At 66.9% G+C, this 24,792-nt stretch carries 23 protein-coding genes and 1 other RNA gene; 19 read left to right on the forward strand and 5 right to left on the reverse strand.

From position 1 onward, the window contains the following. The first annotated feature begins 120 nt into the window (after window positions 1-120). The 4 genes from BKK80_RS04040 to BKK80_RS04055 all read left to right on the forward strand — a co-directional run bounded on the left by BKK80_RS04040 (window position 121) and on the right by BKK80_RS04055 (window position 4,975). Window positions 121-2,022, forward strand: a complete 1,902-nt coding sequence (locus BKK80_RS04040; protein ID WP_071037515.1) for an ABCB family ABC transporter ATP-binding protein/permease — start codon at window positions 121-123, stop codon at window positions 2,020-2,022. A 255-nt stretch (window positions 2,023-2,277) separates the two neighbouring features. After that, window positions 2,278-3,345 carry an ABC transporter substrate-binding protein gene (locus BKK80_RS04045; RefSeq protein WP_071016060.1) on the forward strand — a complete coding sequence of 356 codons (1,068 nt, stop codon included), beginning with the start codon at window positions 2,278-2,280 and terminating at the stop codon, window positions 3,343-3,345. 14 nt (window positions 3,346-3,359) lie between these two features. Continuing rightward, on the forward strand, window positions 3,360-4,202 hold the full coding sequence (locus tag BKK80_RS04050) for an ABC transporter ATP-binding protein (protein WP_156811345.1): 843 nt from the start codon (window positions 3,360-3,362) through the stop codon (window positions 4,200-4,202). After that, window positions 4,202-4,975 (forward strand): ABC transporter permease, encoded by a 774-nt coding sequence (locus BKK80_RS04055; protein WP_071068615.1) that lies wholly within the window; start codon window positions 4,202-4,204, stop codon window positions 4,973-4,975. The genes BKK80_RS04050 and BKK80_RS04055 overlap by 1 nt, the downstream gene beginning before the upstream one ends. Before the next feature lie 211 nt (window positions 4,976-5,186). Here BKK80_RS04055 and BKK80_RS04060 read toward each other — a convergent pair whose 3' ends face one another. Beyond that, window positions 5,187-5,645, reverse strand: a complete 459-nt coding sequence (locus BKK80_RS04060; RefSeq protein WP_071011003.1) for an Lrp/AsnC family transcriptional regulator — start codon at window positions 5,643-5,645, stop codon at window positions 5,187-5,189. A 169-nt stretch (window positions 5,646-5,814) separates the two neighbouring features. On the opposite strand from BKK80_RS04060, the gene BKK80_RS04065 reads away from it, so the two are divergent. From BKK80_RS04065 to BKK80_RS04090, 6 genes are all read left to right on the forward strand, one after another. Next, window positions 5,815-6,762 carry a LysR family transcriptional regulator gene (locus tag BKK80_RS04065; RefSeq protein ID WP_071011005.1) on the forward strand — a complete coding sequence of 316 codons (948 nt, stop codon included), beginning with the start codon at window positions 5,815-5,817 and terminating at the stop codon, window positions 6,760-6,762. Between the two features lie 164 nt (window positions 6,763-6,926). Then, the gene (locus BKK80_RS04070) at window positions 6,927-8,234 is read left to right on the forward strand and encodes a Glu/Leu/Phe/Val family dehydrogenase (RefSeq protein WP_071011007.1); all 1,308 of its coding nucleotides are present in this window, start codon (window positions 6,927-6,929) and stop codon (window positions 8,232-8,234) included. 258 nt (window positions 8,235-8,492) lie between these two features. Beyond that, window positions 8,493-9,392, forward strand: a complete 900-nt coding sequence (locus BKK80_RS04075) for a glutamate/aspartate ABC transporter substrate-binding protein (protein WP_071011009.1) — start codon at window positions 8,493-8,495, stop codon at window positions 9,390-9,392. 63 nt (window positions 9,393-9,455) lie between these two features. After that, window positions 9,456-10,184 (forward strand): amino acid ABC transporter permease, encoded by a 729-nt coding sequence (locus BKK80_RS04080; RefSeq protein WP_071011011.1) that lies wholly within the window; start codon window positions 9,456-9,458, stop codon window positions 10,182-10,184. 9 nt (window positions 10,185-10,193) lie between these two features. Further along, window positions 10,194-10,877, forward strand: coding sequence for a glutamate/aspartate ABC transporter permease GltK (gltK, locus tag BKK80_RS04085; protein ID WP_071011012.1), 684 nt, complete (start codon window positions 10,194-10,196; stop codon window positions 10,875-10,877). After that, entirely contained in the window at window positions 10,874-11,608 is a 735-nt protein-coding gene (locus BKK80_RS04090; protein WP_071011014.1) for an amino acid ABC transporter ATP-binding protein, read from the forward strand. The genes gltK and BKK80_RS04090 overlap by 4 nt, the downstream gene beginning before the upstream one ends. A 75-nt stretch (window positions 11,609-11,683) precedes the next feature. Here the strand turns inward: BKK80_RS04090 and BKK80_RS04095 are convergent, their stop codons facing one another. Next, a complete protein-coding gene (locus BKK80_RS04095; protein ID WP_071011015.1) occupies window positions 11,684-12,514 on the reverse strand; it encodes a class II glutamine amidotransferase in 831 nt (276 codons plus the stop codon). A 153-nt stretch (window positions 12,515-12,667) separates the two neighbouring features. On the opposite strand from BKK80_RS04095, the gene BKK80_RS04100 reads away from it, so the two are divergent. The 4 genes from BKK80_RS04100 (at window position 12,668) to BKK80_RS04115 (ending at window position 17,050) form a co-directional block, all read left to right on the forward strand. Continuing rightward, window positions 12,668-13,741 carry a tartrate dehydrogenase gene (locus tag BKK80_RS04100; protein WP_071068616.1) on the forward strand — a complete coding sequence of 358 codons (1,074 nt, stop codon included), beginning with the start codon at window positions 12,668-12,670 and terminating at the stop codon, window positions 13,739-13,741. Next, entirely contained in the window at window positions 13,738-15,045 is a 1,308-nt protein-coding gene (locus BKK80_RS04105) for a glycerate kinase type-2 family protein (RefSeq protein ID WP_236903717.1), read from the forward strand. The genes BKK80_RS04100 and BKK80_RS04105 overlap by 4 nt, the downstream gene beginning before the upstream one ends. A gap of 80 nt (window positions 15,046-15,125) precedes the next feature. Beyond that, window positions 15,126-16,160, forward strand: a complete 1,035-nt coding sequence (gene pyrC, locus BKK80_RS04110; protein WP_071068617.1) for a dihydroorotase — start codon at window positions 15,126-15,128, stop codon at window positions 16,158-16,160. 17 nt (window positions 16,161-16,177) lie between these two features. Then, window positions 16,178-17,050, forward strand: coding sequence for a DUF3025 domain-containing protein (locus BKK80_RS04115; protein ID WP_071068618.1), 873 nt, complete (start codon window positions 16,178-16,180; stop codon window positions 17,048-17,050). 34 nt (window positions 17,051-17,084) lie between these two features. Here BKK80_RS04115 and BKK80_RS04120 read toward each other — a convergent pair whose 3' ends face one another. Beyond that, the gene (locus tag BKK80_RS04120; RefSeq protein ID WP_071068619.1) at window positions 17,085-19,892 is read right to left on the reverse strand and encodes a M16 family metallopeptidase; all 2,808 of its coding nucleotides are present in this window, start codon (window positions 19,890-19,892) and stop codon (window positions 17,085-17,087) included. 233 nt (window positions 19,893-20,125) lie between these two features. Here BKK80_RS04120 and rnpB point away from each other — a divergent pair. Beyond that, window positions 20,126-20,468, forward strand: an RNA gene (gene rnpB, locus BKK80_RS04125) — RNase P RNA component class A. 49 nt (window positions 20,469-20,517) lie between these two features. On the opposite strand, the gene BKK80_RS04130 is transcribed toward rnpB, so the two are convergent. Next, entirely contained in the window at window positions 20,518-20,940 is a 423-nt protein-coding gene (locus BKK80_RS04130; RefSeq protein ID WP_071011022.1) for an OsmC family protein, read from the reverse strand. A gap of 740 nt (window positions 20,941-21,680) precedes the next feature. Between BKK80_RS04130 and rplM the strand changes: the two genes are divergently transcribed. The 4 genes from rplM to erpA all read left to right on the forward strand — a co-directional run bounded on the left by rplM (window position 21,681) and on the right by erpA (window position 23,814). Further along, entirely contained in the window at window positions 21,681-22,109 is a 429-nt protein-coding gene (rplM, locus tag BKK80_RS04135) for a 50S ribosomal protein L13 (RefSeq protein WP_071011023.1), read from the forward strand. Between the two features lie 11 nt (window positions 22,110-22,120). Beyond that, entirely contained in the window at window positions 22,121-22,513 is a 393-nt protein-coding gene (gene rpsI, locus BKK80_RS04140; RefSeq protein WP_071011024.1) for a 30S ribosomal protein S9, read from the forward strand. A gap of 223 nt (window positions 22,514-22,736) precedes the next feature. Beyond that, on the forward strand, window positions 22,737-23,339 hold the full coding sequence (locus tag BKK80_RS04145) for a bactofilin family protein (protein ID WP_071011025.1): 603 nt from the start codon (window positions 22,737-22,739) through the stop codon (window positions 23,337-23,339). Window positions 23,340-23,445: 106 nt separating this feature from the next. Further along, on the forward strand, window positions 23,446-23,814 hold the full coding sequence (gene erpA / locus BKK80_RS04150; protein WP_071011027.1) for an iron-sulfur cluster insertion protein ErpA: 369 nt from the start codon (window positions 23,446-23,448) through the stop codon (window positions 23,812-23,814). Between the two features lie 114 nt (window positions 23,815-23,928). Here erpA and BKK80_RS04155 read toward each other — a convergent pair whose 3' ends face one another. After that, the gene (locus tag BKK80_RS04155) at window positions 23,929-24,735 is read right to left on the reverse strand and encodes a phytanoyl-CoA dioxygenase family protein (RefSeq protein ID WP_071037510.1); all 807 of its coding nucleotides are present in this window, start codon (window positions 24,733-24,735) and stop codon (window positions 23,929-23,931) included. Between the last annotated feature and the right edge of the window lie 57 nt (window positions 24,736-24,792).

Consider the following 24,792-nt stretch of genomic DNA (forward strand, 5'->3'; position numbering starts at 1 on the left):
AAGATGGCGGCCTGCGCGCAAGGCCGGTGGGTCCGGCCGGGTGGCCGCGGCGCGCGGGGAGCGTGCCAGCCGGGTGCCGCGAACTCTGCGACAATCGGACATCGGCCTGAATTCTAACGTATGAGACGCTTCCCCACATCGTCCGAGCCGGCACCGGCCGCCTCCCATCCGCTGCTGCCCGGCCAAGGCGCGCGGCGCGGCGACTGGCAGACCGTGCGCAACCTGCTGCCCTACGTCTGGCACTACAAATGGCGCGTGCTGCTGGCGCTGGCCTGCCTGGTGACGGCCAAGGTGGCGAACCTGGGCGTGCCGGTGCTGATGAAGAAGCTGGTCGACAGCATGAACATCGCGCCCGGCGACACGCGCGCGCTGCTGGTGGTGCCGGTCGGCCTGATCGTCGGTTACGGCCTGCTGCGCCTGTCCGGCACGCTGTTCACGGAGCTGCGCGAGATCCTCTTCTCCAAGGTGACGCAGAGCGCGGTGCGCGAGATCGCGTTGCAGGTGTTCCGCCACCTGCACGGCCTCTCGCTGCGTTTCCACCTCGAGCGCCAGACCGGCGGCATGAGCCGCGACATCGAGCGCGGCACGCGTGGCATACAGTCGCTGATCTCGTACTCGCTGTACAGCATCCTGCCCACGCTGGTGGAGATGGCGCTGGTGATGGGTTTCTTCATCGTGCGCTACGACATCTGGTTTGCCGGCATCACCGCCGTGGCGCTGGCGGGCTATATCGTGTTCACGGTGGTGGTGACGGAGTGGCGCACCCATTTCCGGCGCCGCATGAACGAACTGGATTCGCGCGCCAACCAGAAGGCCATCGATTCGCTGCTCAATTTCGAGACCGTCAAGTACTTCGGCAACGAAGAGTACGAGGCGCGCCGCTATGACGAGAACCTGCGCACCTACCGTACCGCGGCGATCCGTTCGCAGAATTCGCTGTCCTTCCTCAACTTCGGCCAGCAGGCCATCATCGCCGTCGGCCTGATCCTGATCCTGTGGCGCGCCACCGTCGGGGTCGCCGCCGGGCGGCTGACGCTGGGTGACCTGGTGCTGGTCAACACCCTGATGATCCAGCTGTATATCCCGCTGAACTTCCTCGGCGTGATCTACCGCGAGATCAAGCAGGCCACCACCGACATGGACCGCATGTTCGTGCTGCTCGGCACCAACCAGGAAGTCGCCGATGCACCCGGCGCGCCGGCGCTGCGCGTCGCGGGCGCCGAGGTGCGTTTCCGCGACGTCGGCTTCGGCTATGAGCGCGACCGCACCATCCTGGACGGCGTCGACTTCACCATCGCCGCCGGCACCACCACCGCCGTGGTCGGGCACAGCGGCTCGGGCAAGTCGACCCTGGCACGGCTGCTGTTCCGCTTCTACGACGTCGGCGCCGGCGCCATCCTGGTCGACGGCCAGGACATCCGCGCGGTTTCGCAGGACAGCCTGCGCCGGGCCATCGGCATCGTGCCGCAGGACACCGTGCTGTTCAACGACAGCATCTACTACAACATCGCCTACGGCCGCCCCGAGGCGAGCCATGACGAGGTCATCGCGGCCGCGCGCGCCGCGCAGATCGACACCTTCATCCGCGAGCTGCCGCAAGGCTACGACACGCCCGTCGGCGAGCGTGGGCTCAAGCTATCGGGTGGCGAGAAGCAGCGCGTGGCGATCGCGCGCACGCTGCTGAAGAACCCGCCCATCCTGGTCTTCGACGAGGCGACCTCCGCGCTCGATTCGCGTACCGAGCAGGCGATCCAGGCCGAGCTGATGCGCTTGGCGCAGGACCGCACCACGCTGCTGATCGCGCACCGCCTCTCCACCGTGGTGCATGCGGACCAGATCCTGGTCATGGACCATGGCCGCATCGTCGAGCGTGGCACCCATGCCGAACTGATGCGCGCCGGCGGCCGCTATGCGGAAATGTGGGAGATCCAGGCGCGCAGCGCGCGCGAGGGCGAGGCCGACGCGGCCTCAGGCGCGGACGCGCGCGCCATCGAGGTCGGCGACGAGACGCAGGACGCCTGAGCCGGCGCGCCTGCCACGCGGCCGCGTGGCCGTGCTGACGATGGATTGTCGACAATGTGCTGTCGCAATCCGCTGCGGATAAGCCGCTGCACAGATTTGGTTCGACAGTCGCGCAAGCCCACGCCCCGGGGTAGTGCGCGCGTGCATGGCACGGGGCTTGCTGAGACTCTCTCCATCGAGACTAAGGAATGGAGAAGAGAGATGCAGAAAACCCCTGCTGCCGCCGCACCCATCACCGCTTTCCCGCTGGACGGCATGCCCGCTGCTGGCGCGCGCCGCGCGCGCGGGCGCCGTCGCCTGCTGCAGCTCGCCCTGGGGCTGGGCACTGTCATGGTGCTGTCGACACAATTCGCGGCATCCGCGCAGGCACAGACCAAGGTCCGCTTCCAGCTCGACTGGCGCTTCGAGGGACCGTCGGCACTGTTCCTGCTCGGCGAGCAGAAGGGCTACTACAAGGCGGAGAAGCTCGATGTGTCGATCGACGCCGGCAACGGCTCGGGCAACGTCGTCAACCGCGTGGCTTCCGGCACCTATGACATGGGCTTCGCCGACATGGCCTCGGTGATGGAGTTCTACGGCAACAACCCGGACGCGAAGAACAAGCCGGTAGCCGTGATGATGGTCTACAACAACACGCCGGCCGCGGTGCTGGCGCTGAAGAAGTCCGCCATCCGCGCGCCCAGGGACCTGGCTGGCAAGCGCCTGGGCGCACCGGTCTTCGATGCCGGCCGCCGTGCTTTCCCGATCTTCGCCAAGGCCAACGGGCTGCAGGCGGCGGCCTTCAACTGGCAGGCGATGGACCCGACGCTGCGCGAGACCATGCTGGTGCGCGGCGACCTCGATGCCATCACCGGCTTCACCTTCACCTCGATCCTGAATCTCAATGCGCGCGGCGTGAAGGACGAGGACATCGTGGTGCTGCCGTATCCGCAGTACGGCGTGAAGATGTACGGCAACGCCGTGGTGGTGTCCGAGGACTTCCTGAAGAAGAACCCCGAGGCGGTCAGGGGCTTCCTGCGTGCCTTCGCCAAGTCGGCGCGCGACGTGATCGCGCATCCGGAAGAGGGCGTCAAGGCGATCAAGGCGCGCGACGGCATCATCGACGAGAAACTCGAGTTGAAACGCCTGAAGATCGCGCTGGATGGCGTGGTCAAGTCGCCCGACGCGCGTGCCGAGGGCTTCGGCCGCATCAGCAAGCCGCGCCTGTCGCTGATGGCCTCGCAGGTAGCCGACGCCTTCGCCACCAAGGGCCGCATCAATCCGGATGCGGTCTGGACCGACGCCTATCTGCCCGGCGCGGCGGAACTGGATGTGCTGCGATGAGCGCGACGTCCGCCATGCTGCGTGCCGGCGCGCCAGCGGCCACGGCTACCTCCACCGTCGCCACCACGCCGTTCGTCGAATTCAACCGGGTCTGGCTGGCTTATAACGACGAGCTGGCCCACCGGGGCGAGTTCGCCGTCGAGGACGTCTCGCTGCGTGTCGAGCCCGGTGAGTTCATCGCCATTGTCGGCCCGTCCGGCTGCGGCAAGTCGACCTTCATGAAGCTGGCCACCGGCCTGCGGCCGGCCACGCGCGGCGTGGTCAAGGTCGCCGGCGAGAAGGTCACGGGGCCGCTGCAGCAGGTCGGCATGGCCTTCCAGGCGCCCACGCTGCTGCCCTGGCGCACCACGCTGGACAACGTCATGCTGCCGCTGGAGATCGTCGAGCCCTATCGCTCGACCTTGCGCGCGCGCCGCGACGAGTACGTGGCGCGTGCGCGCGAACTGCTGCGCACGGTGGGGCTGGCCGGCTACGAGGACAAGTACCCCTGGCAGCTCTCGGGCGGCATGCAGCAGCGCGCCTCGATCTGCCGGGCCTTGATCCACCAGCCGCGCATGCTGCTGCTGGACGAGCCCTTCGGCGCGCTCGACGCCTTCACGCGCGAGGAACTCTGGTGCGTGCTGCGCGACCTGTGGCAGGCCCAGCGCTTCAACGTGATCCTGGTCACGCACGACCTGCGCGAAGCCGTGTTCCTGGCCGACACCGTCTATGTGATGAGCCAGCGGCCGGGCCGCATCCTGCTGCGCAAGGAGATCGACCTGCCGCGCCCGCGTGACCTCGACCTGACCTACACCGAACCCTTCGCCGAACTCGTGCACGCGCTGCGCGAGAAGATCGGCCACGTACGCCAGCACTGATGATGACGATGACCTCCGCCCAGCAACGCCGCGTGCAGCGCGTGGCCCCGTGGATCCTGCTCGGCGCCGTGCTGGTGCTGTGGCAGGGCGCCTGCCTCGTGTTCGACGTGTCGGACTTCATCCTGCCCAGTCCCGCCAGCATCGCCACGGCGCTGTTCCAGTACTGGGATGTGATCGGCGGCCACGCCTGGCGCACCTTCTGGACCACCATGGCGGGCTTCGCGCTGGCCATCGGCGTGGGCGTGGTGCTGGGCCTGGTGATGGGCTCCTCGCGCCTGGCCTATGCCGCGGGCTACCCGCTGATGACGGCCTTCAACGCGCTGCCCAAGGCCGCCTTCGTGCCCATCCTGGTGGTGTGGTTCGGCCTTGGCGTGGGGCCGGCCATCCTGACCGCCTTCCTGATCTCCTTCTTCCCTATCATGGTCAACATCGCCACCGGGCTGGCCACGCTGGAGCCGGAGCTGGAGGACGTGCTGCGGGTGCTCGGCGCCAAGCGCCGCGACGTGCTGTTCAAGGTCGGCCTGCCGCGCGCGATGCCGTTCTTCTTCGCCTCGCTGAAGGTGGCGATCACGCTGGCCTTCGTCGGGACCACCGTTTCCGAGATGAACGCCGCCAACGAGGGGGTCGGCTATCTGCTGGTCTCGGCCGGCTCGGCGATGAAGATGCCGCTGGCCTTCGCCGGCCTGGTGGTGATCGCGGTGATGGCGATGCTGATGTACGAGCTGTTCGCCGTGCTGGAGAAGCGCATGACGGGGTGGGCGCACCGGGGCTAGTGTGCCGGGGCCAGGCATCGGCCCGCAGCGGGAGGGAAGCGAGCTGGCGGCATGGTGAGCCCTGTCGCGCTTGCGCAAGCCGGCCGGTGTGCAGATGCACCAGTGCACCAAAGGCATTGGTCAAGTACAGTGTCTTGGCTCCCTCTCCCGCAAGCAGGAGAGAGAGCCAGCCGGCGCGCTGCAGATCCCGCCGCGCTCGCCGAAGCCGGCCCTAGGCGTAATCCAGCGGCAGCGCGGTGGTGTACTTGATCTGCTCCATCGCGAAACTGGAGCTGACGTCGGCCAGTTCCGCTCCCTGGATCAGCTTCTTGTAGACACGGTCATAGGCGGCGATGTCCGGCACGACCACCCGCAGCAGGTAGTCGGTGTCACCGGCCATGCGATAGAACTCGGTCACTTCGGCGATGGAGGCGACCAGTGCGTGGAATTGCTTCAGCCACCGGTCGTTGTGCTGGCTGGTGCGTACCGAGACGAACACGGTCACGCCGACATTGAGCCGGGCCGGGTCCAGCAGCGCCACCCGCTTGCGGATCACGCCGCTTTCCTCCAGCTTCTGTACGCGGCGCCAGCAGGGCGTCGCGGTCAGTCCGACGCGCTCGCCGAGTTCCGCCACCGGCACGGTGGCGTCGTCCTGCAGGATTTCCAGTATCTGTCTGTCGTAGCGGTCCATGTCCTGGTTCAACGCGTGGCGCGGGTCGCCGGGGTCGGCGGGCGCATTGGAGGGGTAGAGGCGTTTATTCTATGGCTTGGATTTCCCGCGGGGTGGAAAATCATTCCTGATATGAGCGAAGATCGGGCATTTCCTTCCCTCGCTGCCGCCCGGTGGATAATGCTGCCCCATGGAAATCAAATGGCTTGAAGACTTCGTCAGCCTGGCGGAAACGCACAGCTTCTCGCGCTCGGCCGAACTGCGCCATGTGACGCAGCCGGCTTTTTCACGGCGTATCCAGTCGCTCGAGGCCTGGGTGGGCACCGAACTGATCGACCGCTCCAGCTATCCGACCCGCCTGACATCGGCGGGGAAAGTCTTCTATGAACAGGCGCTGGCCATGCTGGCCCAGGTCAGCGAGACGCGCGCGCTGATGCGCGGACAGCGGTCGTCCAATGGCCTGGTGCTCGAATTCGCCGTGCCGCATACGCTGTCGCTGACCTTCTTCCCGGAATGGCTCAAGGCATTGGAGGGCAAGCTCGGCACGCTGCCGTGCCGGCTGCGCGCGCTCAACGTGCATGATGCCGTGCTGATGCTGGTGGAGGGAGGTTGCGACCTGGTCATGGTCTATCACCATGCGCGCCAGGCCATCCAGCTCGATCCGGCCCACTACGACATGCTGGTGCTCGGGGTCGAGCGGCTGTCGCCCTACAGCGCGCCGGACGCGGATGGCAAGCCCCTGTACCGGCTGCCCGGCACGGAGCGCAAGCCCGTGCCCTTCCTCAGCTACACCGCCAATGCCTTCCTCGGGCGCATGGTCGACCTCCTGCTGGCCGACAGCGGCGAGGACTTCAAGCTCGACAAATGCTACGAGACGGACATGGCAGAGGCGCTCAAGGTGATGGCGCTGGCCGGCCACGGCATGGCCTTCCTGCCGGAGAGCGCGGTGCGCGACGAGGTGGCGCAGGGCCGCCTGGTGCGTGCCGAAGCGGCGCGCGCGGCACCGCTTTCCATCGAGATGGAGATCCGCCTGTACCGGGCCCGGCCTGGCGAGGGTGGGGTCGAGCGGCGCGGCGGCCCGGCACGGCGCAAGCGGCAACTGGTCGACCAGGTCTGGGCCAGTCTGAGCGAGGCCTGAAGAGAGCGAGCGGAGCCCCGGGAGGCGCCGGCAGCCTGGCTTGGCGGCGGGAGCGCAGGGTGTCAAGGTTATGCAGGATTTGCATGACGGGATGAGCAATCGGCATTGGATTCCGCCTTCGGCGCTCGCCTAAGCTAGCGGCACCTTGTCACCGGAACCCAACGATGTCATCCGCCGTACCGCTTCACGTTCCTTCCCACGAACATGCCCTGCCTTCCTACCTGAATGCGGCCGAACTCGGCCCCTGGGGCATCTATCTCAAGCAAGTCGACCGCGTCACGCCCTACCTGGGCTCGCTGGCGCGCTGGGTCGAGACCCTGAAGCGTCCCAAGCGCGCGCTGATCGTCGACGTGCCCATCGAGCTGGACAACGGTACCATCGCCCACTTCGAGGGCTACCGCGTGCAGCACAACCTCTCGCGCGGCCCTGGCAAGGGCGGCGTGCGCTTCCACCAGGACGTGACCCTGTCGGAAGTGATGGCCCTGTCGGCCTGGATGTCGGTGAAGAACGCGGCGGTCAACGTGCCCTACGGCGGCGCCAAGGGCGGCATCCGCGTCGACCCGCGCACGCTGTCGCACGGTGAGCTGGAGCGCGTCACCCGCCGCTATACCAGCGAGATCAACATCATCATCGGGCCGACCAAGGACATCCCGGCGCCCGACGTCAACACCAATGCCCAGGTGATGGCGTGGATGATGGACACCTATTCGATGAATTCCGGCAGCACCGCCACCGGCGTGGTGACGGGCAAGCCGATCTCGCTGGGCGGCTCGCTGGGCCGCCACGAGGCGACCGGCCGCGGTGTGTTCGTGGTCGGCAGCGAGGCTGCCCGCAACCTGGGCATGGAGATCAAGGGCGCCCGCGTGGCGGTGCAGGGCTTCGGCAACGTGGGCGCGGTCGCGGCCAAGCTGTTCCATGAAGCCGGTGCCAAGGTGGTGGCGGTGCAGGACCACCGCACCACGCTGTACAACCCGGCCGGCCTGGACGTGCCGGCGATGATGGAGTATGCCTCGCACAGCGGCACCATCGAAGGCTTCCGCGGCGAGACGCTCAGCACCGAGCAGTTCTGGCAGGTCGATTGCGACATCCTGATCCCGGCCGCGCTGGAAGGCCAGATCACCGCCAAGAATGCGCCGCAGATCCAGGCCAAGCTGATCATCGAGGGCGCCAACGGCCCGACCACGCCGGAGGCCGACGACATCCTGCGCGAGCGCAACATCCTGGTGGCCCCCGACGTGATCGCCAACGCCGGCGGCGTGACGGTGTCCTACTTCGAGTGGGTGCAGGACTTCTCCAGCTTCTTCTGGACCGAGGAGGAGATCAACCAGCGCCTGGTACGGATCATGCAAGAGGCCTTCCGGGCAATCTGGCAGGTTGCCCAGGACAACAAGGTGACCCTGCGCACGGCGGCGTTTATCGTCGCCTGCACGCGGATCCTGCAGGCGCGCGAGATGCGTGGTCTCTATCCCTGAGCGGAGAGGCCCCACCCGATCGGTTTGATGCAATGCACCATTCCTGATCGTGATGCACAAAAAAGCGGCTGCCGTCCCCCACGGCAGCCGCTTTTCCTTTATGCCGCGACTTTGATGCGGTGCGCAAGCCTTGACCAGGATCGGGGGCAATTAGGGGAAAAACCCGTTGTCTTGAGTGACGCGCTAAGCAATACTATTTCATCGGCGGGATGTGGCTTTATCTGCCCCGTCCAGTCTCTTCATGGTCAAGGAGAACACATGAATTTTGCCAAGTTGGCTACCGCGATGGTGGCGGTCGGTTTGCTGTGCGGTACGGCTCAGGCCGCTGAGGAACTGACGGGCACGCTCAAGAAGATCAAAGATACCGGCGTGATCACGCTTGGCGTGCGGGATTCTTCGATCCCCTTCAACTACAACCTGGGCGGCGTGCGCCAGGTCGGCTATTCCTACGACATCAACATCAAGATCGTCGAAGCCATCAAGGACAAGCTGAAGCTGCCGAACCTGCAGGTCAAGGAAATCCCGATCACCTCGCAGAACCGCATCCCCCTGCTGCAGAACGGCACCATCGATATCGAGTGCGGCTCGACCACCAATAACCTCGAGCGCCAGAAGCAGGTTTCGTTCACCGACACCATCTTCATCATCGGCACCCGCATCATGGTGAAGAAGGACGGCGGCATCAAGGACTGGGCCGACCTGAAGGGCAAGAACGTCGTCACCACCGCCGGCACCACGTCGGAGCGCCTGCTGCGCAAGATGAACGACGACCAGAAGCTGGGCATGAACATCATCAGCACCAAGGACCATGGCCAGTCGTTCCTGACGCTGGAGTCCGGCCGTGCGGTGGCCTTCATGATGGATGACGCGCTGCTGTATGGCGAGCGCGCCAAGGCCAAGAACCCGTCCGACTGGATCGTGGTCGGCAAGCCGCAGTCGCGCGAGGCCTACGGCTGCATGATCCGCAAGGATGACGCACCGTTCAAGAAGGTCGCCGACGGCGTGATCGCCGGCCTGATGAAGGACGGCAGCATCAACACGATGTACACCAAATGGTTCATGCAGCCGGTACCACCGAAGGGCCTGAACCTGGACTTCCCGCTGTCCGACGACATGAAGGCACTCTTCAAGAACCCGAACGACAAGGCACTTGACTGATCGGGGCTGAACGGGAGTGCGAAACGGAAGGCGAGTCCTTCCGTTTCTTTTTGAGGACGCATCATGAACTACACATGGCATTGGGGAGTCTTCCTCGAGCAGGCCGCGCAGAACGAGACCTACCTGGACTGGATGATTTCCGGGCTGAAGGTCACGATCGCGCTGGGCCTGTCCTCGTGGATCATCGCTCTGGTCATCGGCTCCGTGCTCGGCGTGCTGCGCACGGTGCCGAACAAGCTGCTGGCCGGCATCGCGGCGACCTACGTCGAGATCTTCCGCAATATTCCGCTGCTGGTGCAGCTCTTCATCTGGTACTTCGTCGCGCCCGAACTGCTGCCCGGCGGTGAGACCTTCAAGCAGATGAATCCGTTCGCCCAGCAGTTCCTGGCGGCCATGCTCTGTCTGGGTACCTTTACTGCGGCGCGTGTCTGCGAACAGGTCCGCTCGGGCATCAATTCGCTGCCGCGCGGGCAGAAGAATGCCGGCCTGGCGATGGGCTTCACGCTGGCGCAGACCTACCGCTACGTGCTGCTGCCGATGTCCTTCCGCATGATCGTGCCGCCGCTGACCTCGGAATTCCTGAACATCTTCAAGAATTCCGCCGTGGCGTCGACCATCGGCCTGCTCGAGCTGGCCGCGCAGGGCCGCCAGCTGGTGGACTACACCGCGCGCCCGTATGAATCCTTCATCGCGGTGACGGTGATGTACGCGCTGATCAACCTGACCGTGATGCTGTTCATGCGCTGGGTCGAGGCCCGCACCCGCGTGCCCGGCTTCATCAGCAGCAAATAAGGAGAAGCCATGGCCTATCAATTCGACTTCTCCTCGATCAACCCCGAGTCGCTGTCCGTGCTCGGCGAGGGCATGATGCTGTCGCTGAAGATCACCGTCACCGCGGTGGTGGTCGGCATCGTCTGGGGCACGCTGCTGGCGATGATGCGGCTGTCGTCGGTCAAGCCGCTGAGCTGGTTCGCGAAGAGCTACGTGACCCTGTTCCGCTCAGTGCCGCTGGTGATGGTGCTGCTGTGGTTCTTCCTGATCATCCCGCAGGTGCTGCAGAAGGTGTTCAGCCTGTCGGCGGCCTCGGACCTGCGCATGACCTCGGCGCTGGTGGCGTTCTCGCTGTTCGAGGCGGCCTACTATTCCGAGATCATCCGCGCCGGCATCCAGAGCGTGTCGCGCGGCCAGATGTTCGCCGCGCAGGCGCTGGGCATGTCGTACGGGCAGACCATGCGGCTGGTGATCCTGCCGCAGGCCTTCCGCAATATGGTGCCGCTGCTGCTGACCCAGGGCATCATCCTGTTCCAGGACACCTCGCTGGTCTACGTCAGCGCGCTGGCCGACTTCTTCGGGCAGGCCTACGGCATCGGCGAACGTGACGGACGCATCGTCGAGATGCTGCTGTTCGCCGGCCTGGTCTATTTCGTGATCTGTTTCTCTGCCTCGCTGCTGGTCCGGCGCTATCAGAAAAAGGTGGCCGTATGATTGAAATCAACAACGTTTCCAAGTGGTATGGCGCCTTCCAGGTGCTGACCGACTGCACCACCAAGGTAGCCAAGGGCGAGGTGGTGGTGGTGTGCGGGCCGTCGGGCTCGGGCAAGTCCACGCTGATCAAGACCGTCAACGCGCTGGAACCCTTCCAGAAGGGCGACATCCTGGTCGACGGCACCTCGGTGGGCGATCCCAAGACCAACCTGCCCAAGCTGCGCTCGCGCGTCGGCATGGTGTTCCAGAACTTCGAGCTGTTCCCGCACCTGTCGATCACCGATAACCTGACCATCGCGCAGATGAAGGTGCTGGGCCGCTCCAAGGAAGAGGCTACCGCCAAGGGCCTGAAGTACCTGGAGCGGGTCGGCCTGAAGAGCCAGGCGGCCAAGTTCCCGGGCCAGCTCTCGGGCGGCCAGCAGCAGCGCGTGGCGATCGCGCGCGCGCTGTCGATGGATCCGATCTGCATGCTGTTCGACGAGCCCACCTCGGCGCTCGACCCGGAAATGGTCAACGAGGTGCTGGACGTGATGGTGCAGCTGGCGCAGGAAGGCATGACCATGATGTGCGTGACCCACGAGATGGGCTTCGCACGCAAGGTGGCCAACCGCGTGATCTTCATGGACGCCGGCAAGATCGTCGAGGACTGCGCCAAAGAGGAGTTCTTCGGCAATATCGAGGCGCGTTCCGAGCGCGCACGCCAGTTCCTGTCGAAGATCCTGCAGCACTGAAGCGCGGCGGCAGGTCGCGCCGGAATGGAAAAGGGACGCCTCGGCGTCCCTTTTTGCTGCCCGTACTTCAGCGCTTCAGGTGCAGGCGGTATTGGCCGCGTTCTTGGCCTGCACCTCGGGCGGGATCGGCACCGACAGCGTCATGGTCGGCAGGCCGTTCTCGAACATGATCAGCTCGCCCGGTTCGAAGGCGGTCCAGGTCTCGTTGTCCGTCAGCGGCGCGGTGGCGATCACCGCCACGCGGTCCTCCGGCGTGGTGACCTGGGCGAAGTCGATCGACAGGTCGGCGTCGATCAGGTGGGCGGTGGAGAAGGGCCACTGCCGCACCAGACGGTACAGGCGCGTGGAACAGTGGGCGAACAGGGCCTGGCCGTTGCTCAGCAGGTAATTGAAGACGCCGTGCAGGGTGATGTCGCGCGTGATGTCGGCGAGCGCGTGGCACAACTCGTTCAACGGCGGCTGCGAGCCGGGGAAACGCTTGCGCAGGCCCTGCATCAGGGCGCAGAAGGCGAGTTCGCTGTCGGTGTCGCCCACCGGCTGGTAGACCCCGGACAGGAAAGGGTGGTAGCCCTTCAGGTCGCCGTTGTGGGCGAAGATCCAGTGCCGGCCCCACAGCTCGCGCATGAAGGGGTGGCAGTTTTCCAGCAGCACGGTGCCCTGGGTCGCCTTGCGGATATGCGAGATGACGTTCTTCGACTTGATCGGGTAGCGCTTGATCAGGTCGGCCACCGGCGAGGTGCCGGCCGACTGGTTGTCGATGAACAGGCGGCAGGCCTTGTCTTCGAAGAAGGCCACGCCGAAGCCGTCGGCATGGTGGTCGGTGACGCCGCCGCGGGCGGCGAAACCGGTAAAGGAGAACGTCACGTCGGTCGGCGTGGCGCAGTTCATGCCTAGCAGCTGGCACATGGCGGAGCACCGGGGCGGCAGCGGACTGCCGCTTTGCAATAGAATGCAGCTATTATCCCGCGCGGCCGGATCGCTGCCAAGCGCGGCCGCCAGGGCCGTGCCGGCCGGGTTCCCGCCCCCTCCCGACCCCCAGGCCGCCAGGCCTTCCCGCACATGAGCCAATACAAGATCGCCGTGATTCCCGGAGACGGAATCGGAACGGAAGTGATGCCCGAAGGCATCCGCGTGATGGACGCCGCCGCGCGTCGCTTCGGCATCGACCTGCAGTGGGACCACTTCGATTTCTCCAGCTGCGACTATTACGCCCGGCACGGCAAGATGCTGCCCGACGACTGGTTCGACACGCTGGTCAAGTACGACGCGATCTATTTCGGCGCCGTCGGCTGGCCTGCGACCGTGCCCGACCACGTCTCGCTGTGGGGCTCGCTGCTGCAGTTCCGGCGCGCCTTCGACCAGTACGTGAACCTGCGCCCGGTGCGGCTGATGCCCGGTATTCCTTGCCCGCTGGCCAATCGCAAGCCCGGCGACATCGACTTCTACGTGGTGCGCGAGAACACCGAGGGCGAGTATTCCAGCATCGGCGGTCGCATGTTCCCGGGCACCGAGCGCGAGGTGGTGATCCAGGAAACGGTGATGAGCCGGATCGGCGTCGACCGAATCCAGAAGTTCGCCTTCGAACTGGCGCAGAAGCGTCCTAAAAAGCACTTGACGTCGGCGACCAAGTCCAACGGCATCTCGATCACCATGCCCTACTGGGACGAGCGGGTCGAGGCGATGGCCGCCGGCTACCCGGAGTTGAAGGTCGACAAGTACCACATCGACATCCTGACGGCCCATTTCGTGCTGCACCCCGACTGGTTTGACGTGGTGGTGGCCAGCAACCTGTTCGGCGACATCCTGTCCGATCTCGGCCCGGCCTGCACCGGCACCATCGGCGTCGCGCCCTCGGCCAACATCAATCCCGAGCGCACCTTCCCGAGCCTGTTCGAGCCGGTGCACGGCTCCGCGCCGGACATTGCCGGGCGCGGCATCGCCAACCCGATCGGCCAGATCTGGTGCGGGGCGATGATGCTCGAGCACCTGGGCCATGCCGAGGCTGGGGCGGCGGTGCTGCAGGCCATCGAATCGGTGCTGGCGGCCGGTCCGCAACATGCGCCGCTGACGCGCGACATCGGCGGCACGGCGGGAACCGCCGATCTGGGCCGCGCGATCGCGGAGGCGCTGTGAGCGGCGCGGCCGGTACCGTGCCCGATCCGCGCGCGCTGTTGCTGGAAAGCTTCCAGGCGGCGGTGGCGGCGGCCGATCCGCTGCAGGTGGTGGCCGCGCACCTGCCGCCCCCGCATGCCGGCGGGCGCACCCTGGTGGTGGGCGCCGGCAAGGCCGCGGCTTCGATGGCGCTTGCGGTGGAGCGTGCCTACGAGGGGCGCGCGGCGCTGGAGGGACTGGTGGTCACGCGCTATGCGCATGGCCTGCCTACCCGGCATATCCGTGTGATCGAAGCCGGCCATCCGGTGCCCGACGAGGCCGGCGAGCAGGCCGCGGCGGAAATCCTCGCGCGGGTGCAGGCACTGGGTTCCGACGACCGCCTGGTGGTGCTGGTTTCCGGCGGTGGCTCCAGCCTCCTGTCCCTGCCGGCCGACGGCATTGCCATGGCCGATCTCAAGGCCACCACACGCGAGCTGCTGCGCTGCGGCGCGCCCATCACTGACATGAACATCGTGCGCAAGCACCTGTCGCGCATCCAGGGTGGGCGGCTGGCCCAGGCCAGCCGCGCGCCGGTCACCACGCTGATCGTTTCCGACGTGGCTGGCGACGATCCGAGCGCGATCGCCTCGGGGCCGACCGTGGCCGACCCGAGTACCTTCGGCGATGCCCTGGCCATCCTGCGGCGCTACGGCGCGACGGTGCCGGCGGCGGTGCTGCAGCATCTCGAACGCGGTGCGCGCGGTGAGCTGGCGGAGACGCCGAAGCCGGGCGACGCCGTCTTCGCGCGTGTGGACAACCGCATGATCGCCACCGCGCACGGCAGCCTCGAGGCGGCCGCCGCGTGCTTCCGCGCGCACGGCATCCAGCCGGTCCTGCTGGGCGATACGGTGACCGGTGAGGCACGCGAGGTGGCCCAGGTCTATGCCGCGCTGGTGCGCGAGATTCGGGCGTACAATGCGCCTTTCGCCGCGCCGGTGGCCCTGATTTCCGGCGGCGAATGCACCGTCACCCTGCCGGCCGGCGCCAAGGGCGCGCGCGGCGGCCGCTGCTCTGAGTTCCTGTTGTCGCTGGTGCTCGAGCTCGGCGGCCTGGCCGATGTGCATGCCATCGCCGCGGACACCGATGGTATCGACGGTTCCGAGGACAATGCCGGCGCGCTCGCCGCGCCGGACTCGCTGGCGCGGGCCGAGGCGGCCGGTGTGACGGCCCGGCGGCAGCTCGACGCGCATGACGCCTGGGGCTTCTTCGATGCCATCGGCGACCTCGTCGTGACCGGCCCCACGCGCACCAATGTGAACGACTACCGCGCTATCCTGATCGTCTAAGCCCAAGCTCCCGGCCCGTCCCCACTCCGTAAAACCGCGCCCGCCGTCATCGCGGCGGGCCATGCAAGACCCCCGAAGCCATGACCCAGACCCTCACCATCACCCGCCCGGACGACTGGCACCTGCACCTGCGCGACGGCGCTGCCCTGGCCGCCGTGCTGCCCGATACCGCCCGCCAGTTCGCGCGCGCCATCATCATGCCCAACCTGAAGCCGCCGGTGACCACGGTCGAGCAGGCCGCGGCCTATCGCGCGCGCATCCTGGCGGCGCTGCCGGCAGAACTGCAGTTCGAGCCGCTGATGACCCTGTACCTGACCGACAACACGCCGGCCGAAGAGATCGTCGCAGCCAAGGCGAGCGGCTTCGTGCACGGCGTCAAGCTGTATCCGGCCGGCGCCACCACCAACAGCGATGCCGGCGTGACCGACCTGCGGCGCTGTGCGGGTGCGCTGGAAGCGATGCAGCGCGTCGGGCTGCCGCTGCTGGTGCACGGTGAAGTCACCGACGGCGACATCGATATCTTCGACCGCGAGGCGGTCTTCATCGACCGTGTGATGACGCCGCTGCGCCGCGACTTCCCGGAACTGAAGGTGGTGTTCGAACACATCACAACGAAGGACGCCGCACAATACGTGCGCGACGCGGCAGGTCCGGTGGCAGCCACCATCACCGCCCACCACCTGCTGTACAACCGCAACGCCATCTTCACCGGCGGCATCCGCCCGCACTACTACTGCCTGCCGGTGCTCAAGCGCGAGATCCACCGCGAGGCGCTGGTGGCGGCGGCGACCTCGGGCAGCGACCGTTTCTTCCTCGGCACCGACAGCGCGCCGCACGCGCGCGGCCTGAAGGAGCACGCCTGCGGCTGCGCCGGCTGCTACACCGCCTTGCATGCGATGGAACTGTACGCCGAAGCCTTCGATGCGGCCGGCGCGCTCGACAAGCTGGAAGCCTTCGCCAGCTTCAACGGCCCGGCCTTCTACGGCCTGCCGCGCAATGCCGGCACGCTGACGCTGACGCGCGAAGACTGGGAGCTGCCCGCCGAGCTGCCCTACGGCGACACCACGCTGGTACCGCTGCGCGCCGGCGAGGTGCTGCGCTGGAAGGCGAAGTAAGGCGCGTGGCGGGGCAGATGCCGGCCGGCGCGCCGGCTCCGGACGCGGCCCTGGCCGCGGCGCTGGCCGCCATCGACTGGTCGCGGCCCTGGTTCGCGCCGCTGCGCGCGCTTGGCCAGCCCCTGGCCTGCGCCGTAGCGGCGGGCGCCGACCTGCGCGGGGCGCTCGATGCCTGCGCGGCGCCGCTGGGCCTGTGCAACGACGCAGGGCTGCCGCTGCACTTCGTGCCTCAGGCCGCGCTGCCCGACGGCTGCGCCTATGAAGCGCACATCCATGCCACCGGCGCGGTGCCCACGCGGGACAATCTGCACGACTTCTTCAATGCGCTGGTGTGGCTGCATTTCCCCGCCGCCAAGCGTCTGCTCAATCGGCTGCAGGCGGCCGCCATCGCGCGCGACGGCGTGCAGGCCAGTCGGGGCCCGGTGCGCGACGCGGCCACCCTGTTCGACGAGAACGCCGTGCTGTTCCTGAGCGCGGAGCCCGCCCTGGAGTCCGCCCTGCGCGGCTTCGGCTGGCGCGCGCTGTTCGTCGAGGCGCGCATTGCCTGGCATGACCGCTGCACGGTCCTGCCTTTCGGCCATGCCCTGCTGGAGAAGCTGGTGCGGCCCTACAAGTCGGTCACCGCACACGCCTGGCCGCTGGACCTGGCGCCGGCGGGCGTGGCACATGGTGGAAAATCGCAAGCAGCGCCGCCGGAGGCGCCGGACTGCCGGGCCGTGGACGAGGCCGTCGCCGCGTCCTTGCGGGCGGCCGTGGCGCAAGGCCAGTTCGCGCCGCGCCGTTTCGCGCCGCTGCCGGTGCTGGGCGTGCCCGGCTGGTGCGCGGACAATGGCGATCCCGCCTATTACGAGGACACCGCCGTGTTCCGGCCGGGGCGCCGCGCTGCCTGAGCACGGCGGCGCCGGTCGCGGCGGTCCAGCTGTATCAAGGCCGGGCCGGTGCCTCGGCGGTCGCGGGGAAATCGCCGGCGTAGACCTGGGTCAGCCGGGCCGGGTCGAGATGCGCGCGCAAGGCCGCGTTGACCGCCGCGACGCTTGCCTGGCGGATCTTCTCCTCGCGTTCGGCGGAGACCAGCATGGTGCGGCCCAGATAGCGCTGGTTGGCCAGGTTGGCGGCCAGCGCGCCATCGTCGCTGCGGCCGACCGCGGCCTCCTGCAGCAGTCCGTTCCTGGCCTCGGCCAGTTCTTCCTCGGTGATCCCGTCCTTGACCAGCCGCGCCAGTTCCTCGTCGACCGCGCGACGCAGCTTGTCGAGGTTCTGCGGCGCATATTGCGCCTGCAGCGCGAAGCTGCCGGCATCGTCCAGCGAGCCGATGCGCAGCATGCTGGCGACCGCATAGCTGATGCCGTCGCGCTGGCGCAGCCGGTCGGCCAGCCGGCTCTTCAGGCTGGCACCGCCGAACACGCGGTTGGCGATCAGCAGCAAAGGATAGTCGGCATCCTCGGTGGTCAGCTTGACCGGCAGGTTCGCCACATAAACGGCGCTGGCCTTGTCAGGCGTGCGCAGCACGATGGCGGCCGGGGCGATGTCGAGGTAGGGGCGCGGCACGCGGGTGAACGGTGCCGGCGCGCTCCAGTCGCCGAACAGGGTGGCGAGCTGCTCCTTGGTGGCGGCGGGATCGAAGTCGCCGACCAGCGCGAGCTGGGCGTGGCTGCTGCCGTAGAAGCGGGTGTGGAAGTCCTTGAGGTCTTCGACGCGCACGCGCCGCAGGGCGGCGATACGCTCTTCGAGGGTGTCGGTATGGCGCGGGTCGCCTGCCGGGTAGGGGTCGCCGTGGCGTGCCAGGGCGTTGCGCGCCAGCGCGCCGGGCTCGGTGAGCTGGCCTTCCAGTCCCGCGATCGCCCGGCTGCGCAGGGTTTCCAGCTCGCTGGCCGGGAACTGCGGCGCGCGTAACACGTCACGCAGCAATGCCAGCAGGTCGGGCAGGTAGGCCCGGCGCGTCTGGAAACGCACCGTGACCCGTTCCGCATCGCCGCTGATCGAGACGCCTGCCTTGAGAGCCTCCAGGCGGTCGGCGACCTGGCGGAAGTCCAGCGCCCCCGCGCCGCGCACCAGCATGGCGGCGGTCAGGCCGCCCGCGGCATCCAGTCCCTGCAGGCTGGCCGTGTCGCCCATGCGCAGGTACAGCACGCCGCTCACGCTGCCACCGCGCGTCGGCTTCGGCAGCAGGCTGAGCTGCATGCCGTTGGCGAGCGTGGGCCGCAGCGTGCCGGCCTCGATATTGGCCGGCGAGGGATCGAACGCGGCGATCGGAGCCGCCGCCGGCTTGCCCTGGTAGCCATCGACCATGGCCGCGATCTCGGCCTGGCCGAGCGGTGCCGGAATGGTCGTGCGCTGCGGCTGGGCGGTTGGCACGAACTGGCCCAGGGTGCGGTTGGCCGGCTGGAGATAGTGCAGTGCCACGCGCTGCACGTCTTCCAGGCTGGCTTGCGCGATGCGGTCGCGGCCGATCAGGAACAGGCGCCAGTCGCCCTTGGCGATGGCTTCCGACAAGGCCAGCCCGTAAGCGGCGGGGTCGTTCAGGGTCTCTTCGTAGGCGTTCAGCAGCCGCGTGCGGGCACGCTCCAGCTCTTCGGCCGTGACCGGCCGCGCGGCGAAGCCCTCCAGCTCGGCCAGCAGGGCCTCGCGCGCCGGCGCCAGCGGCTTGTCCTTGCCGGCCACGGCGACGAAGATCGCGGAGCCCGGATCCTTGAGCGCGCGCAGGATGCCGCCCTGCGCCGATGCCTTGCCGCTCTCGACCAGGGCGCGGTAGAGGCGGCCGCCCGGCGCGCTGGTGAGGATGTCGGCCAGCAGCGCCATCGCCGCCGTATCGGCATGGGCGCCCGGAGCGATATGGTAGTGCGCCATCACCGCCGGCACATCGCCGGTCCGGTTCAGGGTCACCTCGCGCGGGCCTTCCTGCGGCGGCTCCACGGTATGCTCGGCGGGCAGCGCCCGTGCCGGCCGCGGCACGGCGCCGAAGTAGCGCGCGACCCGCTCCAGCGTGGCATCCCGGTCGAACTTGCCGGTTATCACCAGCACGGCGTTGTCGGGCTGGTAGTAGCGCCGGTAGAAGGCCTGCAGGCGCTCGATGCCCACCTGTTCGACGTCGCTGCGCGCGCCGATCGGCGCATGGCCGTAGTTGTGCCACTGGTAGGCGGCGGCCACCACCTGCTGCAACAGCACACTGTTCGGATTGTTCTGCCCCATCTCCAGTTCATTGCGCACCACCGTCATCTCGCTGTCCAGCGACGACCTGGCGATGAAGCTGTGGACCATGCGGTCGGCCTCCATGCGCAGGATCCAGTCGAGGTTGTCCTCGCTGGCGGCGAAGGTGGCGAAATAGTTGGTGCGGTCCTGGGCGGTGGTGCCGTTGAACTGCATCCCACGGCGTGCGAACTCGCGCGGGATCGTATCGCCAGGATAGGCCGGCGTGCCCTTGAACAGCAGGTGCTCCAGCAGGTGCGCCATGCCAGTTTCGCCGTAGTTCTCGTGACGGCTGCCGACCAGGTAGGTGACGTTCACGGTGGTGACCGGCTGTGCCGCGTCCGGCGCCAGCAGGATGCGCAGGCCGTTGGGCAGGCGGTATTCTGTGATGCCCTCCACCGAGGTGACCCGGGCGGGCAGCGTGCTCGCCGCGGGCGGGACCGGCACGGAACTGAGCGCGCAGGCGGGGACGGCGTTCAGCAGCAGGCTGCAGGCCAGGGCAAGGGCGGCGAGTGGGGTCGTGTTGGCTTGGGTGGGCAGGCGCATGCAGGGTTCGAGGCGATGGCGGGAGTGGCTTCGATGTGGCGTTTGATGTACACGAAGCGGAAGGACATTCTAGACGGAGTGGGGGCGGGCAGAGGGGGAAGGACAGGTCCGATCGGATCGTTCGTTGGAAAAGTCAGATGGATCGGACAGGTGCGACGGATGCCGGGCCCGGCTGGGCATCCGCCGCGCGCGGGTCGCGCGCGCGGCGCCGCGGTGTTAGACTCCGTCCTCGCAAAGCAGGCCAGACAATCGCTGCTCGCCGCCGTCAGGCGGCGAGGGGAGGAAAGTCCGGACTCCACAGGGCAGGGTGTTGGCTAACAGCCATCCACGGCGACGTGCGGAATAGGGCCACAGAGACGAGTCTTGCCGCCGGGTACGCCTGGCGGCAAGGGTGAAACGCGGTAACCTCCACCTGGAGCAATCCCAAATAGGCAGGCATCGAGGCGGCCCGCTGAGCCTGCGGGTAGGGAGCTGGAGCCGGTCGGTAACGGTCGGCCTAGAGGAATGGTTGTCACGCGTGGCTCGCCGTCAGGCGGGCCGCGCGCACAGAATCCGGCTTATCGGCCTGCTTTGCTTCTCTTTCCAGCGCACGGCCGGGCACGCGCCGGCCGTGTCCGGAGGCGCCTCAGCCTTCGACGATTTCCACGCTGTGGGTGATCTCGGCGGTCTTGGCCAGCATGATCGAGGCCGAGCAGTATTTCTCATGCGATAGCGTCACCGCGCGCTCCACCGCGGCTGGGCTCAGGTTGTGCCCGGTAACGACGAAGTGGAAGTTGATGCGCGTGAACACCTTCGGATCCTCGCCGGCCCGCTCGGCTTCGAGCTTGACGCTGCAGCCGCGCACATCGTGCCGGCCGCGCTTGAGGATCAATACCACGTCATAAGCGGTGCAGCCGCCGGTGCCGAGCAGCACCATCTCCATCGGGCGCGGTGCCAGGTTGTGGCCGCCGCCATCCGGCGCACCGTCCATGGTCACCAGATGACCACTGCCGGTCTGGGCGATGAAGCTCATCCCCTCCGGGCCCGTCCAAGTTACTTTGCATTCCATGTGAGTCCGTCCTGTGTTCTGGGTTCTGTTCGGTGCGTTCCTGTTCGCAAACGCGTGATGGTCAGGCCTTGCTTTTGCCAGTATATCGTCTACAGCGAGAGTGCCGCTTGAGCCGGTTTACGCCGCACAGTTCGAGGGTTTCTTCTAAGATGACGCTTTGGCGACAAGCATGATTGATATGTAAGTATTTGATAAATAACGGATTCATGCGGCAATGTTGCGTCCGCACAATTTTTTACAATGCGGTAAGGCATTTCGCACTGCAAATTTTCTTGCGTCGCACAAGCGCTCATGTATAATGGCTTCCATTGAACGACGGCATCTGCAGCGCGCCAGAGTGCGAAAGCGAACAGCTCAGCCCGCACCGCCCGCGGCCTCCGTCGATCTCCAGGTGTCTCCTCCACCCTCCTCCTTTGGTGGATTCAAACCCAAGCCTAGCGCTTGGGTTTTTTTTCGCCTGTCGGTCGCGCCGTCGGTCGTGCCGAGTCCTGGATGGATGCTATCCGGCGCCGCTCAGTCCTCGGAACTTGACGATGGGGCTCGCTTTTGCTTGTGCGTCGAGCAGTTGCCCGAGTATAATCTACGGTTTTCCGTCATGCCCGCGGAAGAGAATTCAGGGAGAGCCTGCACACACAAGCAGGAAGGCCAGGTCCCAAGGACCGGCCGATCGCCGGCGCATGCGACTGGTCTCGCATGGCACGGCAAGTTTCGGGCAGGTTCTACAAGTCTCAGGAAAAATCATGAAGACCTTTTCCGCCAAGCCTCACGAGGTAAAGCGCGACTGGTACGTGATTGACGCGACGGACAAAGTCCTCGGCCGTGTCGCCAGCGAAGTGGCACGCCGTCTGCGCGGCAAGCACAAGCCGGAATTCACTCCGCACGTCGACACCGGTGATTACATCATCATCGTCAATGCAGCCAAGCTGCGTGTCACGGGTACCAAAGAAACGGACAAGAAGTACTATCGCCACACGGGCTACCCGGGCGGTATCTACGAAACCACGTTCGGCAAGATGCAGCAGCGTTTCCCGGGCCGCGCCCTGGAGAAGGCTGTCAAGGGCATGCTGCCGAAGGGTCCGCTGGGCTACGCGATGATCAAGAAGCTGAAGGTGTACGCCGAAGCCGAGCATCCGCACGAAGCGCAGCAGCCTAAGGCGCTGGAAATCTAAGGGGGCCATCCATGATCGGAAACTGGAATTACGGTACCGGCCGCCGCAAGAGCGCTGTGGCTCGTGTCTTCATCAAGTCGGGCAAGGGCGACATCATCGTCAACGGCAAGCCCATCAAAGAGTATTTCGCTCGCGAAACCTCGCTGATGATCGTGCGCCAGCCGCTGGAACTGACCTCGCACGGCGAGACCTTCGATATCAAGGTCAACGTGAACGGTGGTGGCGAAACCGGCCAGGCCGGTGCCGTGCGCCACGGTATCACCCGTGCCCTGATCGACTACGATGCCACGCTGAAGTCCGCGCTGTCGAAGGCCGGCTACGTCACCCGCGATGCGCGTGAAGTGGAACGTAAGAAGGTCGGTCTGCACAAGGCACGCCGCCGCAAGCAGTTCTCGAAGCGCTGATGCGCGCTTGCCGGGGTTGCTGCCCCGGCAGGTCGAGAGAAAAACCGCACGGTCACCGTGCGGTTTTTTTTTGCCCTGCGCGGGTGGCGGCGCAAGCGCAGGGGCGAAAGCTCGCCAACATGTACCTTGCCGTCATGGCGGTGCCCCGTGCGGCTACAATCGCAGCGCGTTGCCGCGCGGCCGGTGGGAATCCACAGGGCCGGCCCGGCAAGAGGAGGAAGCTATGTTGTTTTCGAAGAAGAAAGGCCTGACGATCGATACCCTGATCGGCCGCGAGGCGGTGATCGACGGAGATCTGTCCTTTGCCGGCGGCCTGCGCCTGGACGGGCGCGTGCGCGGCAACGTGGTGGCGCTGGCAGGCCAGCCCAGCATGCTGGTGCTCAGCGAGAGCGGCCGCGTCGAGGGCGAAGTGCGGGTCGCCCATCTCGTGCTCAACGGCACCGTGGCCGGGCCTGTGTATGCCAGTGAACTGCTGGAGCTGCAGTCGCAGGCCAGGGTGCATGGCGAAGTGCATTATGCAGCTCTCGAGATGCAGCAGGGGGCTCTTGTCGAGGGCCGTCTCGTGCCGCGGGTGCAGGGCGAAACGCGGGCGTTGCCGGCGCCGGCCGAGGCCGGTGCAAGCGATGCCGCTGCCGTGGGCGAGGACGCCGGCCTGGCCAACGTGGCCGATGCGGAGGCTGCGAGCGAAGGGGCCGATCCGGTACCGCCGCCAGCCGCAGCCGAGGCGCGGGCTGTGGCTGGCGCCTCGGACGCCGCACAGGCGGCGCCGCGCGAAGAGGCGGCGCTGACCGCGGTGGCGGGTCTGCGCCAACGGAGTGCCGCTTGAGGCATGCGGGAGGCGGGTGGCGGCCAGAGTCCCTTGAATTCACGGGGTTTCGGCACGATCTCGCCAGAGCGCTTAAAATACCGGCGTATCTAAACAGGAGAACCCCATGAACGCAGTCGCCGAGGCACCCGTTACCGAGGACGTGCCGGCCCCGTTCGTCTTTACCGACAGCGCTGCCGACAAGGTCAAGGAACTGATCGAGGAAGAAGGCAACGCCAACCTGAAGCTGCGCGTGTTCGTGCAGGGCGGCGGTTGCTCCGGCTTCCAGTACGGCTTCACCTTCGATGAAGACGTCAACGAAGACGACACCACGATGCAGAAGAACGGCGTCACCTTGCTGATCGACTCGATGAGCTACCAGTACCTGGTCGGCGCCGAGATCGATTACAAGGAAGACATCAACGGTGCGCAGTTCGTGATCAAGAACCCGAACGCGACCACCACCTGCGGCTGCGGCTCGTCCTTCTCGGTCTGAGTGTCGCCGGCCTGGCCGGCTCGCGGAATCGCCCCGGGGCCGCCAGGACGAGAGGCAGGAATCGAGCGCACTTCGGTGCGCTTTTTCTTTTCTGCTTCCTGTGCCTGCCGTCCGCTACGCCTGGACGGCGGGTGCGCGCCAGACCACGGGGAACCAGTCTTCGCGCAACCGCTCGCCATCGCGCTGGCCGATACCGGGGAAGGGCGGCGAGGTGCGCCCCGGGCGCTCGATGAAGCGTACGTCGTCGCCGAGGAAGCGCGCCGAGAAGGCGCGTCGGCGGCCTGTGCCCTGGTTGCCCGCCGCACCGTGCACGGTGCGGAAATCGAAGACCACGGCATCGCCGGGGGCCAGTTGCGGAGCGACGATCCGATGGCTGCCGTCCTCGACGTCGGGCATGTCCATGAAGCTGTCGCGGCCGGCATAGAAGTTCTCGTTGCTGGCCCAGCGCTTGGGCCGCACCAGCTTGGGCCAGCGGTGCGAACCCAGGACCACGCGCAGGGTGTTGGTGGCGTCGACCGGGTCCAGCGGGATCCAGTAGCTGGCGGTCTGCAGGCCATCCACGCAATAGTAAGGCAGGTCCTGGTGCCAGGGCGTCGGCTTGTCGGTGCCGGGTTCCTTGACCAGGATGTGCTCGTGGAAGACCTGCACCGCACTGGCGCCCATGATGCGGCCGGCGATGGCCGCGGCGGGCGAGCGGCGGATGAAGTCCTCGAACGGCGCGATGCGCTGCCAGTTGCAATAGTCCTCGAAGAAGCGGCCGCGCTCGCCCCCGCGTACATTCTCGATGGCGAAGGGACCGGGCTGCGCCAGGTTCTGCGCGAAGCCCTCGCGCAGGGGCTCGACCCAGTCGCTGAAGGCACCGCGCAGCACGAGCGCGCCATCGCGCTGGTAGGCCTCGATCTGTTGCGTGCTGATTTCCATCAAGCTTTCTCCCTGATCCGACTTTCTCCCTGATCCGACGGCAACGACGACATCGTC

The organism is Cupriavidus malaysiensis (genome assembly GCF_001854325.1).
In the GTDB taxonomy this organism is placed as follows: Bacteria; Pseudomonadota; Gammaproteobacteria; order Burkholderiales; family Burkholderiaceae; genus Cupriavidus; species Cupriavidus malaysiensis.

Bases quoted from the DNA above. Each gene is read 5' to 3' on its own strand.
- pyrC (WP_071068617.1), top strand. From the start codon at position 15,126: ATGACCCAGACCCTCACCATCACCCGCCCGGACGACTGGCACCTGCAC.
- BKK80_RS04095 (WP_071011015.1), bottom strand. From the start codon at position 12,514: ATGTGCCAGCTGCTAGGCATGAACTGCGCCACGCCGACCGACGTGACG.
- BKK80_RS04080 (WP_071011011.1), top strand. From the start codon at position 9,456: ATGAACTACACATGGCATTGGGGAGTCTTCCTCGAGCAGGCCGCGCAG.
- BKK80_RS04115 (WP_071068618.1), top strand. From the start codon at position 16,178: ATGCCGGCCGGCGCGCCGGCTCCGGACGCGGCCCTGGCCGCGGCGCTG.
- BKK80_RS04155 (WP_071037510.1), bottom strand. From the start codon at position 24,735: ATGGAAATCAGCACGCAACAGATCGAGGCCTACCAGCGCGATGGCGCG.
- BKK80_RS04075 (WP_071011009.1), top strand. From the start codon at position 8,493: ATGAATTTTGCCAAGTTGGCTACCGCGATGGTGGCGGTCGGTTTGCTG.
- BKK80_RS04120 (WP_071068619.1), bottom strand. From the start codon at position 19,892: ATGCGCCTGCCCACCCAAGCCAACACGACCCCACTCGCCGCCCTTGCC.
- BKK80_RS04065 (WP_071011005.1), top strand. From the start codon at position 5,815: ATGGAAATCAAATGGCTTGAAGACTTCGTCAGCCTGGCGGAAACGCAC.
- BKK80_RS04040 (WP_071037515.1), top strand. From the start codon at position 121: ATGAGACGCTTCCCCACATCGTCCGAGCCGGCACCGGCCGCCTCCCAT.
- erpA (WP_071011027.1), top strand. From the start codon at position 23,446: ATGAACGCAGTCGCCGAGGCACCCGTTACCGAGGACGTGCCGGCCCCG.
- BKK80_RS04070 (WP_071011007.1), top strand. From the start codon at position 6,927: ATGTCATCCGCCGTACCGCTTCACGTTCCTTCCCACGAACATGCCCTG.
- BKK80_RS04100 (WP_071068616.1), top strand. From the start codon at position 12,668: ATGAGCCAATACAAGATCGCCGTGATTCCCGGAGACGGAATCGGAACG.
- BKK80_RS04130 (WP_071011022.1), bottom strand. From the start codon at position 20,940: ATGGAATGCAAAGTAACTTGGACGGGCCCGGAGGGGATGAGCTTCATC.
- BKK80_RS04090 (WP_071011014.1), top strand. From the start codon at position 10,874: ATGATTGAAATCAACAACGTTTCCAAGTGGTATGGCGCCTTCCAGGTG.
- BKK80_RS04045 (WP_071016060.1), top strand. From the start codon at position 2,278: ATGCCCGCTGCTGGCGCGCGCCGCGCGCGCGGGCGCCGTCGCCTGCTG.
- BKK80_RS04050 (WP_156811345.1), top strand. From the start codon at position 3,360: ATGCTGCGTGCCGGCGCGCCAGCGGCCACGGCTACCTCCACCGTCGCC.
- gltK (WP_071011012.1), top strand. From the start codon at position 10,194: ATGGCCTATCAATTCGACTTCTCCTCGATCAACCCCGAGTCGCTGTCC.
- rplM (WP_071011023.1), top strand. From the start codon at position 21,681: ATGAAGACCTTTTCCGCCAAGCCTCACGAGGTAAAGCGCGACTGGTAC.
- BKK80_RS04055 (WP_071068615.1), top strand. From the start codon at position 4,202: ATGATGACGATGACCTCCGCCCAGCAACGCCGCGTGCAGCGCGTGGCC.
- BKK80_RS04145 (WP_071011025.1), top strand. From the start codon at position 22,737: ATGTTGTTTTCGAAGAAGAAAGGCCTGACGATCGATACCCTGATCGGC.
- BKK80_RS04060 (WP_071011003.1), bottom strand. From the start codon at position 5,645: ATGGACCGCTACGACAGACAGATACTGGAAATCCTGCAGGACGACGCC.
- rpsI (WP_071011024.1), top strand. From the start codon at position 22,121: ATGATCGGAAACTGGAATTACGGTACCGGCCGCCGCAAGAGCGCTGTG.